This window comes from Verticiella alkaliphila, from assembly GCF_018904615.1.
GTDB lineage: Bacteria > Pseudomonadota > Gammaproteobacteria > Burkholderiales > Burkholderiaceae_B > Verticiella > Verticiella alkaliphila.
In genome coordinates this window covers 144,158-160,832 of record NZ_JADCNH010000003.1, presented here as the reverse complement: position 1 = coordinate 160,832, position 16,675 = coordinate 144,158, and the positions used below count along the sequence as shown (strand labels likewise).

Sequence of the window (16,675 nt, the reverse complement as noted above, 5' to 3'; positions counted from 1 at the left end):
CACGCGCCCGGGCTGTGTCGTCTAGACAGGGCAACCTCACTTTTCCTGGAGCTCTGTCATGTCTGCCCGTCTCGATTACGTCGCCGTCGCCCCGGATCTGCTCAAGCCCATGCTGGCGCTGGAGCACACGGTGCGCAACGCCGGTCTCGGCCAAGCCCTGCTGGAGCTGGTCAAGATCCGCGCCTCGCAGATCAATGGGTGCGCCTTCTGCATCTACATGCACGCCACCGACGCGCGCAAGCATGGCGAGACGGAAATGCGCCTGCATCTGACGGCCGCGTGGCGCGAATCCACCGCGTTCACCCCGCGTGAGCGGGCTGCGCTGGCGTGGACCGAAGCGTTGACGTTGCTGCCACAGAGCCAGGCGCCGGATGACGTCTATGCCGAGGTCGCCGCGCACTTCGACGAGCGCGAGCGTGTGGCGTTGACGCTGCTCATCGTCACGATCAACGGCTGGAACCGGCTGGCCATGGGCTTTCGCTCCCAACACCCGGCGCTCGAGTCCACGGCCCGCGAGGCCGCATGACCTCGGCCACCGACCCCGCCGCGTCTGCCCTGCAGACGCACCGGCGCTATCTGCTCGGCCTGGCGTACCGCATGCTGGGCTCGGTGGCCGAGGCCGAGGACGTGCTACAGGAGGCCTGGCTGCGCTGGCACGCGCGCGATCCAGAGACTGTGGAGCACCCGCGGGCTTTCCTGGCCCGGGTCGTGACGCGGCTATGCCTGGATCAGCTGGGCTCGGCGCGTGCCCGGCGCGAGACGTATGTAGGCCCGTGGCTGCCGGAGCCGTGGGCGGAGGAAGCCACCACGCCGTGGCCAGCCCCTCAGCCGGTGGAATTGGCCCAGGACGTCTCGGTGGCCTTGTTGCTGGCGCTGGAGCGGCTCTCGCCCCTGGAGCGTGCCGTGTTCCTGCTGCATGACGTCTTCGATACAGACTTCGACGAGATCGGTCTCACGCTGGGCCGCAGCCCGGCCGCCTGCCGGCAACTGGCCGTGCGCGCGCGGGCCAACGTGCGCGCCGAGCGCCCGCGCTATCCGGCCGCGGATGACGCAGCGTTCGCCCTGGCCGGCGCCTTCATCGCCGCCTCGCGCGAGGGTAATGTGGCTGCGCTGCAGACCCTGCTCGCCGAGGATGCCACGTTCCAGTCGGATGGCGGCGGGAAGCGAGCCGCCGTGCTGCGCGCGGTAGTGGGTCGGGACAAGGTGTGCCGGCTCTACGCCGGGCTCGCACGCAAGGCGGGACCGGCGCCCGTGCCTTGGCGGCTGGTGCGGCTGAACGGCCAGCCGGCTGCCATTTCGCTCGAAGCCGATGGCCTGCCGCAGGCCACGTTGCTGGACATTCGCGATGGGCGTGTCGTGACGGTGTACGTGGTGCGAAATCCCGACAAGCTGCGGCACCTGTCGGCCTGGACGCCCATGGCGTGAGCTCAACGGCCCGGCAGAAGCCACCATCCGAGGGCTGCCGCGCCGAAGGCAAACATGGCGAGCACCTGCCCCACGGCCAGCCAGCGCCAGACGGCGGATGCGAGGCGGATGCTCGTCTTCCTTCCCTGCGTGGGCGCCAGCAGGGCCATGCCGCAATAGAACGCGGTGAGCAGCGGCGTGCCCACGGTTGGCGTCAGCGGTTGACCCGTGCGTCGTTGATGGCGGCGTTCAAACCAGACGTCGAAGACGAGGCCCACGACGACGATGTAGATCGCCGCAATCATGATGGTGAAGGCGATCCCCACCTGCAAAGGGTTGGAAGCAGTCGGCATCCGGGTAGTGTGCCACCGAAGCCGCTGCGAATCGCGTCAGTGCACGGGGCCTGCCGGCAGGAGTCCGGGCAGCTGTCGGAGATCGGGCGCGTGGGGCAACGAGGCGCAGGCGAGGGCCAGAGCCTCAATCTGGGGTGTCGCCCACCCGGCAGAGGTGGCGGCGTCTGCCAGTTTGGCCAGCAATGCCGTCTCCGAGAGCGGATCTTCGGGGTCGCCAGGCGCATCGGCACAATGGGCGCGGCTGCCGCTGCCCTCCGGCTGCACGGCTTCGACCAGGGCGCCGAAATGCGCGGGATAGCGGGCCTGGCAATCCGCGTCGGCGATCAGGCGCACCTGCTGGCGCAACGCGACGATCGCCGGATCGGTCAGGGCCGCTGGCTGGAAATCTGCCAGCCGGGGCTCGCCTCGCAGCCAGGCCACCGCCAGGGTGTGCTGCAGGCTGAACCGCGCCTGGGCTGCGTCTGTGGGGTGGGGGTTGTTGCAGAAGTCCAGGGCATCGGCATACGTCCGGACCGTCAAGGTCTGGATGGCTGGCAACGCGGCGCTGCGGCCCAGGAAGCCATCGCGCAGCGCGAGCGTGGCCGCGATGGCCGGGTGGGTATGGCGGCAGGCGGGCCACGGCTTGAAACTGGTGTCATGGATGCGCCAGTGATCCACGGGCTCGCTGATGACATGCGCAGCGTCGCCATCCGGGGCCAGCGCGGCGAAAAAGCCCTTGGTGCCCTCCAGCATGTGCGCGGGAGCGGTGAGCCCGGCGCTGGCTTGCAAGGCAGCCTGCACACCGGTCTGGGCCGCCTGTGCCGTGTGCCAGGGCTTGGCGGAGTTGGGCTCCAGACGCACCTGCCAGAGGCCAGAGGCACGCGTCGCGGCCAGGCCGAGGGCATGCGCCAGAAGGTCATGCGTATCCGGGCGGCCTTCGGCGAGCAGTGAGGCCGCAGCGACCGCGGCGCCAAGGCTGCCGCAGGTCGACGTCGGATGCCAGTAGGCGTAGTGCCTCGGGCCGGTGGCCCGGCCCACCCGAATGGCAGCTTCGTAGCCGCGCACGACGGCGTCGAGCACCTGGCGTCCGGACGATCCCAGCCTTCGGCCGAGGAACAGCGCCGCCGGCACGATGACCGGGCCCGGATGGCACAGCGCGGCGCGGTCGATGTCGTCCATCTCCAGCAGCGTGCCGAGAGATGCCTCGAAGCCGAGTGCAGCCCAGGGGTCCGCATCACCCGCCAGGCCACGGGCGCCGGCCCAGAGCGTGTGCGCCACGGGCAGCGTCGTTCCTGCCAGCGCACAGGCATACCAGTCGCGCACATGCAGGGCGGCCCGCGCGCGATCATGGTCCTGCACGCGGTGCAGGCACAGGCGGGCGAGGGTGGCGCTGATGCTCTGCGTCATCATTCCTGCGTCTTCATGCTGGCGCCGCGCGTGCGCGGGTCACGCAGCCAAGACTCACCTCGCTCGACGCTGTCGACGAGCGTGGCCACGGCGGCGTTGAACGCCTCTGGCGCTTCCAGGTTCAACGTGTGTCCGCTTCGCGGCAGCACGAGCAGGCCGGCGGCGGGCAGCGTCTGCTTGAGGAAGATCGACGCGGCGAGCGTGTGGTCATCCTCGTCGCCGGCGATCACGAGGGCCGGCACGGTCAGTGCCGCGAGTTCATCGCGCAGGGCATACAGCGAGGGTCGGCGCGCCTGCACGCCGCGCAGTGTGTAGGCCGCACCGCGAGGGTCGTGCTCGCCCAATTGCTCGGCGAAGCGCTGCCAGCCGTCCGGATCCTTGATCTGGAAGGGGATACGCGCGGGGCCACTGGCATACACGGGCGCAAATCCGGCACTGCCCAGGCGTTCGAACTGCGCCGCCGCCTCGTGGGACAGCGCCGCGAACTCCGCTGCCTGTTCCGGCTCGGCGCCGTAGCCCACGCCGGCCATCGTCATCGACCGCACGCGGGCCGGTGCGACGAGCGCCGCATGCAGCACGGCAAAGCCGCCCATGGACAGCCCGACCAAGTGGGCCGAGGGCAAACGCAGGGCATCCATCACCGCGAGGACGTCGGCGGCGGCGCGTGCCTGACTGTAGCGCCACGCCTCCTGCGGCACATCCGACGGTGGATACCCGCGCGCGGCGAAGACCACGCAGCGATGACGTGCCGAGAAGGCCGCCACCTGGGGCGCCCAGCTGCGATGATCCCCGGCGAACTCGTGCACGAACACGATGGGCGGCCCGTCGCCCGAGGTCTCCACGTGCAGGCGAATGTCGTCGTCTGTCAGGATCTCGGGCATCGCGGCCTCACACCGTGGGGGGCGGTTCGGCGCCGCGGAACCAGTCCGCGATCTGGCTGCCCGTCATGAAGCACACATCGCGGCTGCGCATGAGCAGGTCCAGCATCTGTTCGAAGTCGCCGAAGCGGTGCGGCACGCCCATCAGGTGCGGATGCAGCCCCAGGGCCAGCACGCGCGGCTGGCGGCGGGATTCGCGCTCGAAGAGCGCGAGCGTGCGTTGCAGGCGCAGCAGGAATTCCGGCGACGAGTGTTTCTCGATGGCGTAGATGATGGAGTCGTTCAACTCCAGGTTGTAGGGCATCTGGATCAGGTTCCCGGCCTTCACGCGCATCCAGTTGGGCACGTCGTCGATCACCCAGTCGCACACGTACTCGATGCCGGCGGCCGCCAGCAGATCGGGCGTGTCCGGTGTCTCGCGCAGGCCCGGGCTCAGCCAACCGCGCGGGCGCTGGCCCGTGAAGGCCGCGATCTTGGCGAGCGTGGCTTCGATGATCTGGGATTCGTCGCCGTGATTGAGCGACTGCTGGTGTACGCCGTGACCGATGAATTCCCAGCCGGCATCGCGCATGGCCTCGGCGGCAGCCGGGTAGGCGTCGATCACGCTGGCGTTGAAGCTCGTCGAGGCGGGCAGGCCGCGTTCGGCGATGGCCTCGATCATGCGCGGCAGGCCCGCGCGCATGCCGTAGTCCACCCAGCTGAAGTTGGGCACGTCCGGCACGGTCTCGCGCCCATGCGGCGGCGTGATGATCGTGCGCGGCATCGGCTGGTCGAACTGCCAGTTCTCCACGTTGACGACCAGGTGCACCATGATGCGGCCATCGGGTGGCGGCGCCAGCGGTGCGCGCTGGTGCGAGAAACGATAGGGGACGCGGGGGTTGGCCATGCGCGGGCTCCTTCGGGCTCAGTGCCGGATCTGGTGCATGATCTCGCGCTTGAGCGCGTTGAATTGCTCGCTGGTGGTGTGCTCCAGCGTGCGCGGGCGTTCGATGGGCACTTCGATGCGGGTCTGGATGCGACCCGGGCGCGCCGACATCACGTAGATCGTGTCGGCCAGCAGGATGGCCTCGTCGATGTCGTGGGTGACGAAGACGACCGTCTTGCGAAAGCGGTGCCATACCGACAGCAGCAGCTCCTGCATGGTGAGCCGCGTCTGCGCGTCCAGCGCGCCGAAGGGCTCGTCCATCAGCAGGATGCGCGAGCCCAGCGTGAGCACGCGGGCAATGCCCACGCGCTGACGCATGCCGCCCGAGAGCTGCACCGGCAGGTGGTTCGTGAAGGCCGACAGGCCCGTGATCTCGAGCATCTCCTTCGCGCGCGGTTCGTAGGCACTGCGTGCCTCACCCGCCATCTTCGGGCCGAACACGACGTTCTCCCAGACGGACAGCCACGGAAAGAGCGCGGCCTCCTGGAACACGACGCCACGCTCGGGGCCCGGGCGCTTCACGGCCTGGCCCTCGACGGTCAGCTTGCCGGCGCTGGGCTGCTCAAAGCCTGCGACCAGGTTGAGCAGGGTCGACTTGCCGCAGCCGGATGGGCCGAGCAGCGCGATGAACTCGCCCTCGTTGACCTGCAGATGGATCTCGTCGAGCGCATGGACTGGCGTGGCGCCCGGATAGGTCTTGGACAGATGCTGGATGGCAATGCCTGACATGACGAGGTCCTCAATAGTTCTGCAGCATGCGCCAGACCAGCACGCGACGTTCGATGAACACGATGAGCCGATCGCTCAGAAAGCCCATGATCCCGATGGAGGCCATGTCGGCCAGCACGATGTCCATGCGGCCCACGTAATAGGCATCCCAGAGGACATAGCCCAGGCCGGACTTGACGGCCACCATCTCGGACACGATCACGGCTGTCCAGGAGATGCCCAGGCCGATGCGCAGGCCGGTGAAGATGGACGGCATGGCTGCCGGCAGCACGACGCGGCGCAGGAGTTGGGTGGGGGATGCGCCCATCATCGTGGCCGCGCGCACCAGGTTGCGATCCACATCGCGCGCGCCCTGGGTGGTGTTGACCACGATGGCGTAGAAGCCGCCCAGGAAGATCAGGAAGATCGAGCCGAAATCCCGGATGCCGAAGAGCGCGATGGAAAAAGGCAGCCAGGCCGTGATGGGGATCGGGCGCAGGCCCTGGACCATGGGATCGAGCATGAGCGCAATGGTGCGGCTCCAGCCGATCGCCAGGCCCAGCGGCACGCCCAGGGCCACAGCCAGGGCAAAGCCCTGGATCACGCGCATCGTGGAATACTGCACGTTGCTGGTCCACGTGCCAAGGTAGGGATTCAGCCCCATGCCGGGATTGCCGAAGATCCAGTCATACCAGGCCCGGGCACCTGCACGGGGGTGGGCATGATGCCGGCCATGCCGGGCCGCATGCCCACCCATTGCCAGAGGAGCAGGATGGCAACTGGCACGACAAGGCCCAGTCCCAGGCGGCGCCAGCGAGGGGCGCGGGGCAGGCGCAACGCGGGCGCCTTCAAGGTGGATGTATTCACGGCATACCTCGGCGATAGGGGCTGACCTGACGCATCACTTCATGACGTCGGCGAGCAGGCTGGGATCCCAGACCGTGTTGATCTCGGCGCTGGTGTCCTTCGGGATCACGCCCAGGTCATGGAAGGTCTTGGCCTGGCGTTGCAGCTGGGGCAGGTCGAGCACGCCGCCGAGCTTGATGAGCTTGACGGACTCCTGCGTCACGTTGAGCGGCAGGCCGGTGTATTGCGAGTAGGCCTGGGCGAACGCCGCGGGATCCTTGGCCAGCTCGGCCTCGCGGTTCTTGTAGTGCCACAGGAAGCACTCGAGCGCTTCTCGCTTGTTCTGGATGGCCGTGCGCGAGGCCGCGATCAGGCCCAGCTCGGCGCCTACCGCCTTGGATTGGCTGTAATCCATGTTCTTGGCGAACTCCGCGGTGCCTTCGGCCACCAGCTGGGATTCGAAAGGTTCCCACAAAGCCACGGCATCCACGTCGCCGCGCTGCAGCGCCTGCACGAAGGCCGTGCCGCCGCCCTGGATGTTCACGGGGGTGAAGCTGTTGTAGGGCGTGCCGTTCTCCGCGAGCGTGGCGGCGAACTGGAACCAGACGGCCGAGCCCGGGGCGATGCCGACGCGCTTGCCCTTCAGGTCCGCCCAGGACTGGATGCCTGCGCCCTTGCGCACCACGAGGTACTTGGGCGAGGAGGCGACGCCGGTGAGGCCCACGATCTCCTTGCTACCCTGCGACAACGCAATCGCCAGGTCCGCCGGGCCGATGCCGGTCACGTCCACCGAGCCCGACAGCAGGGCGGTGCGCGCATCGGCGTAGCGCACGAACTCCGCAGGCTTGACCTGCACGTTGCACTGCTTCATATCCTCGGCCATGAACTGCATGGGCGAGAGATGGCCCACCTTGACCATGCCCAGCGTCAGCGTCTGCGGCTGCGCGAGGGGCTTGGGTTGCGGGCCGAGCGCCAAAGCGGCGGTGCTGGCAGCGGTGAGAAGGGCGGTGACGGCGATCTGGCATAGCGATTTCATGTTTCTCTCCTGAGAAAGCAGGGCTAGCGGCGGGGGGTGATCGGTGGGGCGGCGCGCTCAGCGACCCGTGAACTGGGGCGGGCGCTTCTCGCGGAAGGCCTGTTGGCCTTCCCGGTAGTCCTGGCTCTCGAAGCAGGCTGCCACGGCATCGGCCACGGCACTTGCGCTGACGTCCTCGTCGCCCAGCAGGTGGCGAATGGACATCTTGGCCGAGCGCAGCGTGAGCGGCGCGTTGGCGGCAATCGCACTGGTCGTCTCGCGCACGGCGGCGGCCAGCGCATCCGGCGCGTAGCTCTGGTGCACGAAGCCGATGCGGGCGGCTTCGCGCCCATCGAAGGTGCGCGCCGTGAAGAAGAGCTCCGTGGCGCGGGCAGCACCCAGGATGTCGACCATGCGCCGCGTGCCGTCCAGGTCATAGCCCAGGCCCAGGCGCGCCGCGGGCATGCGAAAGCGCGCGTCATCGGCGCAATAGCGCAGGTCACAGGCCAGCGCCAGGCCCAGGCCGCCACCCATGCAGATGCCGCGGATCACCGCGATCACGGGCTTGCTGCAGGCAGACAGGCCTTCCTGGGCGTCACGCACCGCGTTGGCGTAGTGCGCCACCTGGGCGGGGTTGTCGCGCACCGTGGCGAATTCGGAGATGTCCGCGCCCGAGACGAAGGATTTGTCGCCGTCCCCCTGGAGCACGAGCACGCGCACGGCAGGATCGGCGTCGGCTTCGCGGGTGAGCTGGGCAAGGCTTTCCCACATGCCCAGCGACATGGCGTTGTAGCGGGCCGGATTGCTCAGGACAAGATTGGCCACACCGTTCTCGACGGTGGCGAACACGCGGCCCGGGCTGGTGGAGGAATCGGTCATGGTGGGTCTCCTCAGACGACGCCGTCGGCGTGCAGACGTTCGATGGTGGCTTCGTCGTAGCCGAGATCACGCAGGATGTCGGCTGTGTGTTCGCCCCAGCCGGGGGCCGTACGTGCGATGTCGGCGGGGGTGCGGGTGAGGGTCACAGGCTGGGTGATGAGCGTGCGCTCGCCGCCTTCGTGTGCAGCCACGGTGCGCGCGACGCCCAGCGACTGCACCTGCGGATCTTCGAACATCTGCGGCACGGTGTAGACGGGGCCCGCGGGCACGCCGGCGGCGTTGAGCGCATCGACCCAATGCGCCACAGGCTGCGTCGCAAAGAGGGCCTGGAGCTCGGCGTTCAAGCGCGGGCGATGGCGCACGCGCAGCTTCTCTGTCGCGTACTCCGGATCGCTCAGCCACTCGGGCTTGCCGAGCAGATCGCACAGGCGCTTCCAGTTACCTTCGCCCGAGGCGCCCAGGTTGAAGGGGCCGTCGGCGGCATCGAAGAGGCCCATCGGGCTGCTGGTCGGGTGATCGTTGCCTTCCTGCACCGGCACGTCGCCATCATTCAGATAGCGGGCGGCCTGGAAATCCATCATGGCGATCTGGGTGTGCAGCAGCGAGGCGTGCACCCACTGGCCCTCACCGGACACTTCACGCTCGAGCAGTGCCGTGAGGATGCCGATGGCCGCGTACAGCCCGGTGCTCGAATCGGCCACGGCCAGCCCGGCGCGCACCGGGCCCTGGTCGGGATGCCCCGTGACCGACATGAGCCCGCCCATGCCCTGGATGATCTGGTCAAAGCCCGGGCGCTTGGCGTAGGGGCCGTCCTGGCCAAAGCCGGAAATGCTGGCAAGGATGATGCGCGGGTTGATGGCGCGCAGCGATTCGTAGTCCACGCCCAGCCGCTTCTTCACGTCGGGGCGCCAGTTCTCCACGACCACGTCGGCGTCGGCCACGAGCCTCTGGAAAATGGCGAGCCCCTCGGGCTTCTTCAGGTTCAGCGCGAGCGAGCGCTTGTTGCGGTTCAGGTTCTGGAAGTCACCGCCCCAGCGATCGCCCGCGAACATGGCTTCGTTGGGATCCACGCCGCGTGGCGGCTCGATGCGGATGACGTCTGCCCCAAAGTCCGCGAGGATGCGTACGCAGGTGGGGCCAGCGCGCACGCGGGACACGTCCAGGACGCGAAAGCGCTTGAGGGCAGGGCTGGCTTGGATGCGTGTCATGGGTGCTCGCAGGGTCAGGCAGACAGGGAATCGGATAAGGCGGGCGGCGCCGGCACGAAGCCGGCCTTGCCGTAGTACCGGTGCTCGGCATCGGCCGCGAAGGCCAGCAGCAGGCGTTCGTCGCCCGGGCGTGCGATGGCCTGCACGCTGATCGGCCTGCCTCGGGCATCGGTGCCGATGGGCCAGGTCGCGGCGGGCAGGCCGAGATAATTGACAAAGCCCGTCCAGGCAAAAAGGCCCAACAAGGTTCGTGGCACGAAGCCAGGCGATTTCGTGTCGACCGCGCTCCAGTCCGGCACGCCCTGCGCGAGCATGGGCGTGATGAGGATGTCGCGGCCGCGCAGGTGGCGCGCCACGAAGCGTCGGCGCTGGGCATCCTGATCCCGGCGGGCCTGGCTGTACCACGGGGCGGGCAGCGTGCTGCCTGGCAGCACCACGGCGCGGGTCAGGGCGCCAAGCGTTGGCTGTCCGGTGCGCAAGGCCTGGGCGTGGACGTCCGCGGCCTCGACGTGCATGACGATCTCGGCCGCGCGCGTGAGCGCCGGGAGCTCGTCGAGCGTGGCGTCCTGGCATTGGCCCATCGTGTGAGCGAAGTCCCGCAGGGCCTCGGTGATCCCCGGGTCCGGCACGCCCCAGCGCGGATGCGCGAGCGCCAGACCGATGCGCCAAGTCTGCGGGACGTCCTGCGCGCGGCTCGAGCGGGCCTGGCGAACCACATCGAACAGCACGCGCGCATCATCCACGCTGCGCGTGAGGAGGCCAAGCGTATCCAGCGAGGGCGCGAGCGGATGCGTGCCCGCGGTCGGCAGCACGTCCGCCCCGGGCTTGAAGCCGAAGACGCCACACGTGGCCGCCGGGATCCGGACCGACCCGGCGGTGTCGGTGCCCAGCGCGCCGTAGCACAGCCCTGCCGCAACAGCCACGGCCGAGCCGCTCGAGGAGCCGCCCACGACGGCATCCGCGTCGATCGGATTCACGGGGCGCGGCAGGTTGGGATTCTCGCCCGTCGCCCCGCAGGCGAACTCGGCCATGGTGAGCGTGGCGAGGGTGGTGGCACCCGCCGACTCGAGGCGCCGCACGGCCGGCGTGCGCGCACCGCCGGCCTCCACAGGGTTTGCCGTGCCGCAGTGCGGCAAGCGCTCGCCGATGGCGAAGATGTCCTTGTGCGCAAGGCCGATGCCGGCGAGCGGCAGGTCGGCAGGGGCGGCGGGTGCGTCACCGAAGATGTGCGTCAGGCAATGCCAGCGGTCGTGCGCCAGAGCGGCGCGCTGACGGGCCAGCGCCGCTTCCGGGCTGATCGTGCCCGCCGCCAACTGCGCGCGCAGCGCCGTGAGCGTGGATGGCAATGCCACAGACGCGGACATTGGGTGCATCATGACGATTGGCCGTACCGGACGGGCGCAAGACGTTCCCAGGTGCGCGCCGCGCTGCGCAGTTCCGCCTCCGTAAAGACGATCTCTTGCGCCATGAGCAAGCTGCGCAGGGCGTCGGCCAGGGGCACCTCGGAAACGGTATCCGGCGATGCCGACGGCAGGGTATTCTGGCGAACCATACATTTACCCCCTCTCGTCCATATATATTACGGAAACGTAAATATATTTATAAGCGAAGGGTGGGACATTCGGCAATCTTTTTGTCATGAAAGTTAGCGAGCAGATCCGTCAATCGATCGAGGAAGACATTCGCCACGGCATCCTGTTGCCGGGCGACACCATCGACGAGCACGGCATTGCCGAGCGGTTCGGCGTGTCACGCACGCCAGTGCGTGAGGCCATGCTGCAATTGCAGGCGCAAAGTCTGTTGATCAGCGTGCCCCGCAACGGCATGGTGGTGGCGCGCATGGACGTGCCGCAGTTGCTGGCCATCTGGGAACTGCTCACCGAGATGGAGGGCGTGTGCGCACGGCTGGCGTGCGAGCGCATGACCGATGACGAGCGCGAACAGCTAAGCGAGATCCATGCCAAAGCCGCCGAAGTCGTCGCCAATGATGACGTGGCCGCGTGGAGCCGCGTCAATCACGATTTCCATGAAGTGCTCTATCACGGTGCACGCAATCCCTACTTGCGCCAGGAATTGATGCGTCTGCGTGCACGAACCGGTGCATACCTGCGCCATGCCTTCAGTGCCGTGGGCCGTCTGCCGGCCTCGCATGCGCAGCATGGCGAAGTGGTCGACGCCATTCTGGCGCGGGATCCCGCCCGTGCACACGACACGATGATGCGGCACATCAGCCTGGAGCAAGGCGCGCGCGATCTGCGCGGGTTCCTGGTGAATCTGCCCAAGTCGATGTTGAGCAGCTAGCGGCTCCTCGCGCTGTCCTGCCCTACACTGGCTGTCTCTCGGCGGCCTTCAGTGCCGCCATCCTTCAGGAGTGATGCGTGAAGATCGATCTTTCCCAAGTCGTGGTGCTCGTGACCGGGGCGAGCAAGGGTATCGGGCTGGCGTGCGCGCGCGCGTTCGCGCAGGCCGGCGCCACGGTAGTGGGGGTGTCCCGTAACCGTGACAACCTGCGCGATGCCGTGCAGGCGCTGGCTGCCGAGGGTCTTGCGATGAAGACCTATGCGGTGGATCTGACGGACGGTGATGCGGTGCTGCGGCTTGTCGAATCCATCGAGGACGAGGTCGGTCCGATCGGTGTGCTCGTGAACTCAGCCGGCGCGGCGCGCCGCTATTCGGTGGACGAACTCAACCCCGCTGCCTTTCGCCAGGCGATGGATGCGAAGTATTTCACCTATGTCCACGCCATGGAGCCCGTGCTCAAGCGCATGGCCGCGCGCGGCAAGGGCAGCGTCGTCAACATCGTGGGTCAGGGTGGCAAGCAGGCCGGTGTGATGCACATCGCGGGTGGCTCGGCCAACGCTGGTCTCATGCTGGCCTCGGTGGGATATGCCCGCGCATTGGCGGACAAGGGCGTGCGGGTGAACGTCATCAACCCTGGCCTCACCCAGACGAGCCGTGTGGAAGAGGGCTTGCAGGCCGCGGTGCGCGCCACCGGACGCAGGCGCGAGGATCTTCTCGCCGAGCAGTTGTCCGGCATTCCGATGGGACGCGCGGCCGAGCCCGAAGAGATCGCCAACGTGGCGCTCTTCCTGGCTTCCGACTATGCGAGCTACGTGTCCGGCGCCGTGATTCCCATGGACGGCTGCACCAGTTCGGTGATTTGACGCTGGCCCGTCCCTGCCGATGCGCGGGGGCTGCCGTTACACTGCCAGGATGACCGATTCTCCTGCCTCGTTGCCCGTGCCCGGCCCGCTGGATGCCCAGCTGTGCTTCTCGCTGTATGCCGCGAATCTGGCCATGCACAAGACGTACCGCGGCCTGCTGGCGGAGCTGGGGCTGACGTATCCGCAGTATCTGGTGATGCTCGTCCTGTGGCAGCAGGATGGGCTCACGGTCTCACAGCTGGGCGCGCAACTGCGGCTGGATTCGGCCACGCTCACGCCGCTGCTCAAGCGGCTGGCCAGCGCAGGATTGCTCGTGCGCGAGCGCGGTGTGGCGGACGAACGGCAGGTGGTGATTCGGCTCACGGACGCTGGACGCGCGCTGCGCGCGCCTGCCGGCCGGGTGGCTCACGGCATCGCGTGTGCCGTCGGATGCTCGCGCGACGAAGCCGATGCGCTGCGAACCCAGCTCGACGCCTTGCGGCATCGGCTCGACGGCGAGGGATGACACGCGCTGAGGACGCAAGCAGGCAATTTCTGCCAGATATAAATAGCGCACTATTTAATCGTGTGCTATCTTTATCGCATTCACTCTTTCATGGAGCAGCGTCCCATGGCACTCGACAAGATCCTCTACACCGCTCAAGCCAAGGTCAGCGGCGGCCGCCGCGACGGCCGTATCGCCACGCAGGACGGGCAGCTCGACACCGGGCTCACCATGCCGCGCGAACTGGGTGGTGCGGGCGGTCAGGGCACGAATCCAGAGCAGCTCTTCGCCGCTGGCTATGCCGCCTGCTTCCTGAGCGCGCTCAAGTTCATCGGCGGCAAGGAAGGCACGCCCGTGTCGGATGACGCGACGGTCGAGGGCAAGGTGGGCATCGGCCCCGTCCCCACCGGCTTCGGTCTGGAGGTGGCGCTCGTCGTGAGCCTGCCGGGGCTGTCGCCCGAGGCCGCCCAGGCGCTGGTGGACAAGGCCCATGCCGTCTGCCCGTACTCCAACGCCACGCGCGGCAATATCGACGTCACCCTCACGCTGGCCTGAGGCGCGTCACTGGACGGTGTAGCCACCGTCCATGACGAGATCGGTGCCGCACACGAAGGCCGCGGCGTCGCTGGCGAGAAAGACCGCAGCCTGGGCGATTTCATCGGGTGTTCCCAAGCGCCCGGCGGGATAGCCCGGTGCCAGGGCCGCCTCGGCCGCTGCCAGGCTGCCATAGGCTCGCGTGAGCCTTCCCGTGGCGATCGCCCCCGGAGACAGGCTGACGGCACGAATGCCGTCGGGGGCGTAGTCCAGAGCGAGCGAGCGCGTGAGCGAGATGAGGCCGGCCTTGGCCGCGCTGTAGGCAGCCCGTTGCGGCGTGGTGACGTGTCCGAGCTGCGAGGCGATGTTCAGGATGACGCCGCGCCGTGCGGGCAGCATGTGCGCAAGGCAGGCCTGCGCCACGATGAACGCGCCGGTGAGATCCACGTCCAGGGCGCGGCGCCAGTCGGCCAGCGGCAGGTCTGCGGCGCGCGCCAACGGCGTCAGGATGGCGGCGTTGTTCACGGCCACGTCGATACGGCCCCATCGCGCCACGGCGGCATCAACCGCGGCCTGGATCTGCTCGGGTTGCGTGACGTCGGCAGCCTGCAGGAGCACCGTCTCCGATGGCAAACCCGTGTCGCGGCAGCGCGCCGCGAGGGGGTCGGCTGCCAGGTCGATCAGGACGAGTCTCGCGCCCGCATCCGAGAACGCGCGGGCCATGGCCTGGCCCAGATCGCCCGCCGCCCCGGTAATGAGGACGACTTCGCCTTGGTGGAAGACGCATTGCATGGACATTTCTCCTGAGCGGAAACGCTGCCGCCAACGATGCTTAATGATATATGATTAACGCAAACGAACGTGACGCCGGTGCAGCGCACGCCCAACCCACGAGACTGCGATGACCGACGTGCACGCCCGCTTCGCCCATGTGCTGACGCCGATCCAGCTGGGTTCGCTCACCGTGCGCAACCGCATCTTCGTGCCAGCCCACACGACCAGCTTCGGCATCGATCACCTGCCGTCCGAGCGGCACCTCGCCTATCACCGCGAACGGGCGCGCGGCGGCGTGGGGGCCATCATCTTCGAATCCATTCGCGTGCAGAGCAATTGCCTGGGGCGCCCCCAGGCCGTGGGCGGCTTCACGCGGGACTGCATCGAGCCCTTCTCGCGCATCGCTGCGGCCGTGCGCGCGGAAGGCGCGCGGCTGCTCGGCCAGGTGATCCACCTCGGCCGGCAAGTGGATGGCGACTTCGAGCGCACGGTGTCGTGGGGGCCTTCGCCTGTGCGGTGGTCTGGCACGTCGGCCATGCCCCACGCCATGACGGAAGACGATATGCAGACGGTGATCGACGGCCACGTCGCCACGGCGCGCAATCTGGTGGAGGCAGGGCTGGACGGTCTGGAAGTCCAGCTAGGCCATGGCCACCTCCTGCAGCAGTTCCTCTCGCCCTTGTCCAACGCGAGAGAAGACGCCTACGGCGGCTCGCTGGAGAACCGGCTGCGCTTTCCGCTGGCGGTGGTGGCGGCGGTACGCGCGGCTGTCGGGCGCGACTTCTGCCTTGGCATCCGGGTGAGTGGCGACGAGTTCGTCGACGGCGGCCTGCACCTGGACGAGGTCTGTACGGCCGTGGCGGCGCTGGCGCAGGCGGTGCCACTGGATTTCGTCAATGTGTCGCACTCGGCCTATCACGCGAGCTACTCGCTGGCCACCCAGATGGCGGACATGGCGTTCGATCCGCAGATGTTCCGTCATTTGCCGGGCGCGGTGCGACGCCGGTTGCACGATAGCGGTCACGCCGTGCCGGTGATGAGCGTGTGCCGCTACGACACGCTGGCCGAGGCCGAGACGATTATCGCCCAGGGCGAGACGGACATGGTGGGCATGGCCCGCGCGCACCTGGCCGAGCCCGCGTTGGTGGCCAAGACCCTGGCCGGGCGCGAGGACGAGATCCAGCCCTGTATCGCGTGCAATCAAGGTTGCGCTGGCATGCTCGAGAAGAACATGCCGATCCGGTGCGTGGTCAATCCGCGGGCCGGGGTTGAGAACGAATGGCCGGTGCCGGCGACGCGCGCACGGCCCAGCCTCGGGACGTGCTGGTGATCGGTGGCGGCCCCGCCGGCCTGGAAGCCGCGTGGACAGCCGCCGCGCGCGGGCATCGCGTGCAGCTGTGGGAGGCGGGGCAGGCGTTGGGTGGCCAGTTGAATGTGCTGCGCGACGTGCCGTCGCGGGCGCGCTATCTCAAGCTGCTTGATCATCAGCAGGCTCAGGTGCTTCGCCATGGCGTCACCGTGCATCTGCAGCGCCGGGCCGACGTGGCGAGTGTGCTGGCCGTGCGTCCCGACGTGGTGGTGCTCGCCACCGGCTCGAGTCCGCAGGCAGCCCCTGCGGTGCCGGGTGGCGGCCCAGTCTACGACGTGACCCTTGCCGTGCGCGAGGCAGATCGCCTGGGCGACACCGTCGCGGTGGTGGACCTGACCGGCGAGTGGGCCACGCTGTCCGTCGTGGAACATCTGGCCGACCTCGGCAAGCGCGTCACGGTCTACAGCCCGGTTGCCGCCGTGTTCTGGCGCACCACGATCTACAGCACACTCGCCACGACGCGGCGCTTGCGGGAGAAGGGCGTGCGCCTGGCCCCGCTGCGGCGTCTGCAGGCGTGGGATGGGCGCGTGCTCACGGTGGAAGACGTCTCCTGTGGCGAGCTGCATCGGCACGAGGCCGATGCGCTGGTGCTCGCCCAATATCACATGGCCAACGACAGCCTGCGGGCGCCGTTGCAGGCCGCCGGGCTGCAGGTGCGGGAGGCCGGTGACTGCCTCGCCCCTCGCACGGCCATGGAAGCAGTCTACGAGGGCGCACGCCTCGCCTACGACATCTGAAGCAAGGTAAT

19 protein-coding genes and 1 pseudogene are annotated in these 16,675 nt (G+C 68.4%); 8 read left to right on the top strand and 12 right to left on the bottom strand.

The genetic code is table 11. The features are described 5' to 3' along the window. Nucleotides 1-58 precede the first annotated feature (58 nt). Together IMZ29_RS03715 and IMZ29_RS03710 are read left to right on the top strand one after the other, a co-directional pair. Nucleotides 59-526: a carboxymuconolactone decarboxylase family protein gene (locus IMZ29_RS03715; protein WP_216180644.1), complete on the top strand. Its 468-nt coding sequence runs from the start codon at nucleotides 59-61 to the stop codon at nucleotides 524-526. After that, a complete protein-coding gene (locus IMZ29_RS03710; RefSeq protein ID WP_216180640.1) occupies nucleotides 523-1,425 on the top strand; it encodes a sigma-70 family RNA polymerase sigma factor in 903 nt (300 codons plus the stop codon). Before IMZ29_RS03715 ends, IMZ29_RS03710 begins: the two co-directional genes overlap by 4 nt. A 2-nt stretch (nucleotides 1,426-1,427) precedes the next feature. Here the strand turns inward: IMZ29_RS03710 and IMZ29_RS03705 are convergent, their stop codons facing one another. The 11 genes and pseudogenes from IMZ29_RS03705 to IMZ29_RS03655 all read right to left on the bottom strand — a co-directional run bounded on the left by IMZ29_RS03705 (nucleotide 1,428) and on the right by IMZ29_RS03655 (nucleotide 11,154). Further along, the gene (locus tag IMZ29_RS03705) at nucleotides 1,428-1,757 is read right to left on the bottom strand and encodes a hypothetical protein (RefSeq protein WP_216180637.1); all 330 of its coding nucleotides are present in this window, start codon (nucleotides 1,755-1,757) and stop codon (nucleotides 1,428-1,430) included. A 36-nt stretch (nucleotides 1,758-1,793) separates the two neighbouring features. Continuing rightward, on the bottom strand, nucleotides 1,794-3,146 hold the full coding sequence (locus IMZ29_RS03700) for an MmgE/PrpD family protein (RefSeq protein WP_216180635.1): 1,353 nt from the start codon (nucleotides 3,144-3,146) through the stop codon (nucleotides 1,794-1,796). Further along, entirely contained in the window at nucleotides 3,143-4,024 is an 882-nt protein-coding gene (locus IMZ29_RS03695) for an alpha/beta fold hydrolase (protein WP_216180632.1), read from the bottom strand. The genes IMZ29_RS03700 and IMZ29_RS03695 overlap by 4 nt, the downstream gene beginning before the upstream one ends. A 7-nt stretch (nucleotides 4,025-4,031) precedes the next feature. After that, a complete protein-coding gene (locus tag IMZ29_RS03690; protein ID WP_216180629.1) occupies nucleotides 4,032-4,907 on the bottom strand; it encodes a polysaccharide deacetylase family protein in 876 nt (291 codons plus the stop codon). 18 nt (nucleotides 4,908-4,925) lie between these two features. Then, nucleotides 4,926-5,675 carry an ABC transporter ATP-binding protein gene (locus IMZ29_RS03685; RefSeq protein ID WP_216180627.1) on the bottom strand — a complete coding sequence of 250 codons (750 nt, stop codon included), beginning with the start codon at nucleotides 5,673-5,675 and terminating at the stop codon, nucleotides 4,926-4,928. Between the two features lie 10 nt (nucleotides 5,676-5,685). Beyond that, nucleotides 5,686-6,521 (bottom strand): annotated as a pseudogene (locus IMZ29_RS03680) (ABC transporter permease). Nucleotides 6,522-6,555: 34 nt separating this feature from the next. Beyond that, nucleotides 6,556-7,536: an ABC transporter substrate-binding protein gene (locus IMZ29_RS03675; protein WP_216180626.1), complete on the bottom strand. Its 981-nt coding sequence runs from the start codon at nucleotides 7,534-7,536 to the stop codon at nucleotides 6,556-6,558. Between the two features lie 57 nt (nucleotides 7,537-7,593). Beyond that, a complete protein-coding gene (locus tag IMZ29_RS03670; protein ID WP_216180624.1) occupies nucleotides 7,594-8,394 on the bottom strand; it encodes an enoyl-CoA hydratase in 801 nt (266 codons plus the stop codon). 11 nt (nucleotides 8,395-8,405) lie between these two features. Continuing rightward, nucleotides 8,406-9,602 carry a CaiB/BaiF CoA transferase family protein gene (locus IMZ29_RS03665; RefSeq protein ID WP_216180622.1) on the bottom strand — a complete coding sequence of 399 codons (1,197 nt, stop codon included), beginning with the start codon at nucleotides 9,600-9,602 and terminating at the stop codon, nucleotides 8,406-8,408. Between the two features lie 14 nt (nucleotides 9,603-9,616). Further along, nucleotides 9,617-10,966: an amidase gene (locus IMZ29_RS03660; protein ID WP_216180620.1), complete on the bottom strand. Its 1,350-nt coding sequence runs from the start codon at nucleotides 10,964-10,966 to the stop codon at nucleotides 9,617-9,619. An 8-nt stretch (nucleotides 10,967-10,974) separates the two neighbouring features. Continuing rightward, entirely contained in the window at nucleotides 10,975-11,154 is a 180-nt protein-coding gene (locus IMZ29_RS03655; RefSeq protein ID WP_216180618.1) for a hypothetical protein, read from the bottom strand. An 86-nt stretch (nucleotides 11,155-11,240) separates the two neighbouring features. Between IMZ29_RS03655 and IMZ29_RS03650 the strand changes: the two genes are divergently transcribed. The 4 genes from IMZ29_RS03650 (at nucleotide 11,241) to IMZ29_RS03635 (ending at nucleotide 13,805) form a co-directional block, all read left to right on the top strand. Next, nucleotides 11,241-11,903, top strand: a complete 663-nt coding sequence (locus IMZ29_RS03650) for a GntR family transcriptional regulator (RefSeq protein WP_216180616.1) — start codon at nucleotides 11,241-11,243, stop codon at nucleotides 11,901-11,903. Between the two features lie 77 nt (nucleotides 11,904-11,980). Continuing rightward, on the top strand, nucleotides 11,981-12,766 hold the full coding sequence (locus IMZ29_RS03645) for an SDR family NAD(P)-dependent oxidoreductase (protein WP_216180613.1): 786 nt from the start codon (nucleotides 11,981-11,983) through the stop codon (nucleotides 12,764-12,766). 49 nt (nucleotides 12,767-12,815) lie between these two features. Beyond that, nucleotides 12,816-13,271 carry a MarR family winged helix-turn-helix transcriptional regulator gene (locus IMZ29_RS03640; protein WP_216180609.1) on the top strand — a complete coding sequence of 152 codons (456 nt, stop codon included), beginning with the start codon at nucleotides 12,816-12,818 and terminating at the stop codon, nucleotides 13,269-13,271. Nucleotides 13,272-13,376: 105 nt separating this feature from the next. After that, nucleotides 13,377-13,805, top strand: a complete 429-nt coding sequence (locus IMZ29_RS03635; RefSeq protein WP_216180605.1) for an organic hydroperoxide resistance protein — start codon at nucleotides 13,377-13,379, stop codon at nucleotides 13,803-13,805. 6 nt (nucleotides 13,806-13,811) lie between these two features. Here IMZ29_RS03635 and IMZ29_RS03630 read toward each other — a convergent pair whose 3' ends face one another. Continuing rightward, entirely contained in the window at nucleotides 13,812-14,576 is a 765-nt protein-coding gene (locus tag IMZ29_RS03630; RefSeq protein WP_253206758.1) for an SDR family NAD(P)-dependent oxidoreductase, read from the bottom strand. Nucleotides 14,577-14,685: 109 nt separating this feature from the next. Here IMZ29_RS03630 and IMZ29_RS03625 point away from each other — a divergent pair, with 109 nt between their 5' ends. Then, nucleotides 14,686-15,888 carry an oxidoreductase gene (locus IMZ29_RS03625; RefSeq protein ID WP_216180599.1) on the top strand — a complete coding sequence of 401 codons (1,203 nt, stop codon included), beginning with the start codon at nucleotides 14,686-14,688 and terminating at the stop codon, nucleotides 15,886-15,888. Continuing rightward, on the top strand, nucleotides 15,837-16,664 hold the full coding sequence (locus tag IMZ29_RS03620) for an FAD-dependent oxidoreductase (RefSeq protein ID WP_216180596.1): 828 nt from the start codon (nucleotides 15,837-15,839) through the stop codon (nucleotides 16,662-16,664). The genes IMZ29_RS03625 and IMZ29_RS03620 overlap by 52 nt, the downstream gene beginning before the upstream one ends. Nucleotides 16,665-16,675 lie beyond the last annotated feature (11 nt).

Excerpts from the sequence above, each read along its gene's own strand:
- IMZ29_RS03715 (WP_216180644.1), top strand. The coding sequence starts at position 59 with ATGTCTGCCCGTCTCGATTACGTCGCCGTCGCCCCGGATCTGCTCAAG.
- IMZ29_RS03710 (WP_216180640.1), top strand. The coding sequence starts at position 523 with ATGACCTCGGCCACCGACCCCGCCGCGTCTGCCCTGCAGACGCACCGG.
- IMZ29_RS03705 (WP_216180637.1), bottom strand. The coding sequence starts at position 1,757 with ATGCCGACTGCTTCCAACCCTTTGCAGGTGGGGATCGCCTTCACCATC.
- IMZ29_RS03700 (WP_216180635.1), bottom strand. The coding sequence starts at position 3,146 with ATGATGACGCAGAGCATCAGCGCCACCCTCGCCCGCCTGTGCCTGCAC.
- IMZ29_RS03695 (WP_216180632.1), bottom strand. The coding sequence starts at position 4,024 with ATGCCCGAGATCCTGACAGACGACGACATTCGCCTGCACGTGGAGACC.
- IMZ29_RS03690 (WP_216180629.1), bottom strand. The coding sequence starts at position 4,907 with ATGGCCAACCCCCGCGTCCCCTATCGTTTCTCGCACCAGCGCGCACCG.
- IMZ29_RS03685 (WP_216180627.1), bottom strand. The coding sequence starts at position 5,675 with ATGTCAGGCATTGCCATCCAGCATCTGTCCAAGACCTATCCGGGCGCC.
- IMZ29_RS03675 (WP_216180626.1), bottom strand. The coding sequence starts at position 7,536 with ATGAAATCGCTATGCCAGATCGCCGTCACCGCCCTTCTCACCGCTGCC.
- IMZ29_RS03670 (WP_216180624.1), bottom strand. The coding sequence starts at position 8,394 with ATGACCGATTCCTCCACCAGCCCGGGCCGCGTGTTCGCCACCGTCGAG.
- IMZ29_RS03665 (WP_216180622.1), bottom strand. The coding sequence starts at position 9,602 with ATGACACGCATCCAAGCCAGCCCTGCCCTCAAGCGCTTTCGCGTCCTG.
- IMZ29_RS03660 (WP_216180620.1), bottom strand. The coding sequence starts at position 10,966 with ATGTCCGCGTCTGTGGCATTGCCATCCACGCTCACGGCGCTGCGCGCG.
- IMZ29_RS03655 (WP_216180618.1), bottom strand. The coding sequence starts at position 11,154 with ATGGTTCGCCAGAATACCCTGCCGTCGGCATCGCCGGATACCGTTTCC.
- IMZ29_RS03650 (WP_216180616.1), top strand. The coding sequence starts at position 11,241 with ATGAAAGTTAGCGAGCAGATCCGTCAATCGATCGAGGAAGACATTCGC.
- IMZ29_RS03640 (WP_216180609.1), top strand. The coding sequence starts at position 12,816 with ATGACCGATTCTCCTGCCTCGTTGCCCGTGCCCGGCCCGCTGGATGCC.
- IMZ29_RS03635 (WP_216180605.1), top strand. The coding sequence starts at position 13,377 with ATGGCACTCGACAAGATCCTCTACACCGCTCAAGCCAAGGTCAGCGGC.
- IMZ29_RS03630 (WP_253206758.1), bottom strand. The coding sequence starts at position 14,576 with ATGCAATGCGTCTTCCACCAAGGCGAAGTCGTCCTCATTACCGGGGCG.
- IMZ29_RS03625 (WP_216180599.1), top strand. The coding sequence starts at position 14,686 with ATGACCGACGTGCACGCCCGCTTCGCCCATGTGCTGACGCCGATCCAG.
- IMZ29_RS03620 (WP_216180596.1), top strand. The coding sequence starts at position 15,837 with ATGGCCGGTGCCGGCGACGCGCGCACGGCCCAGCCTCGGGACGTGCTG.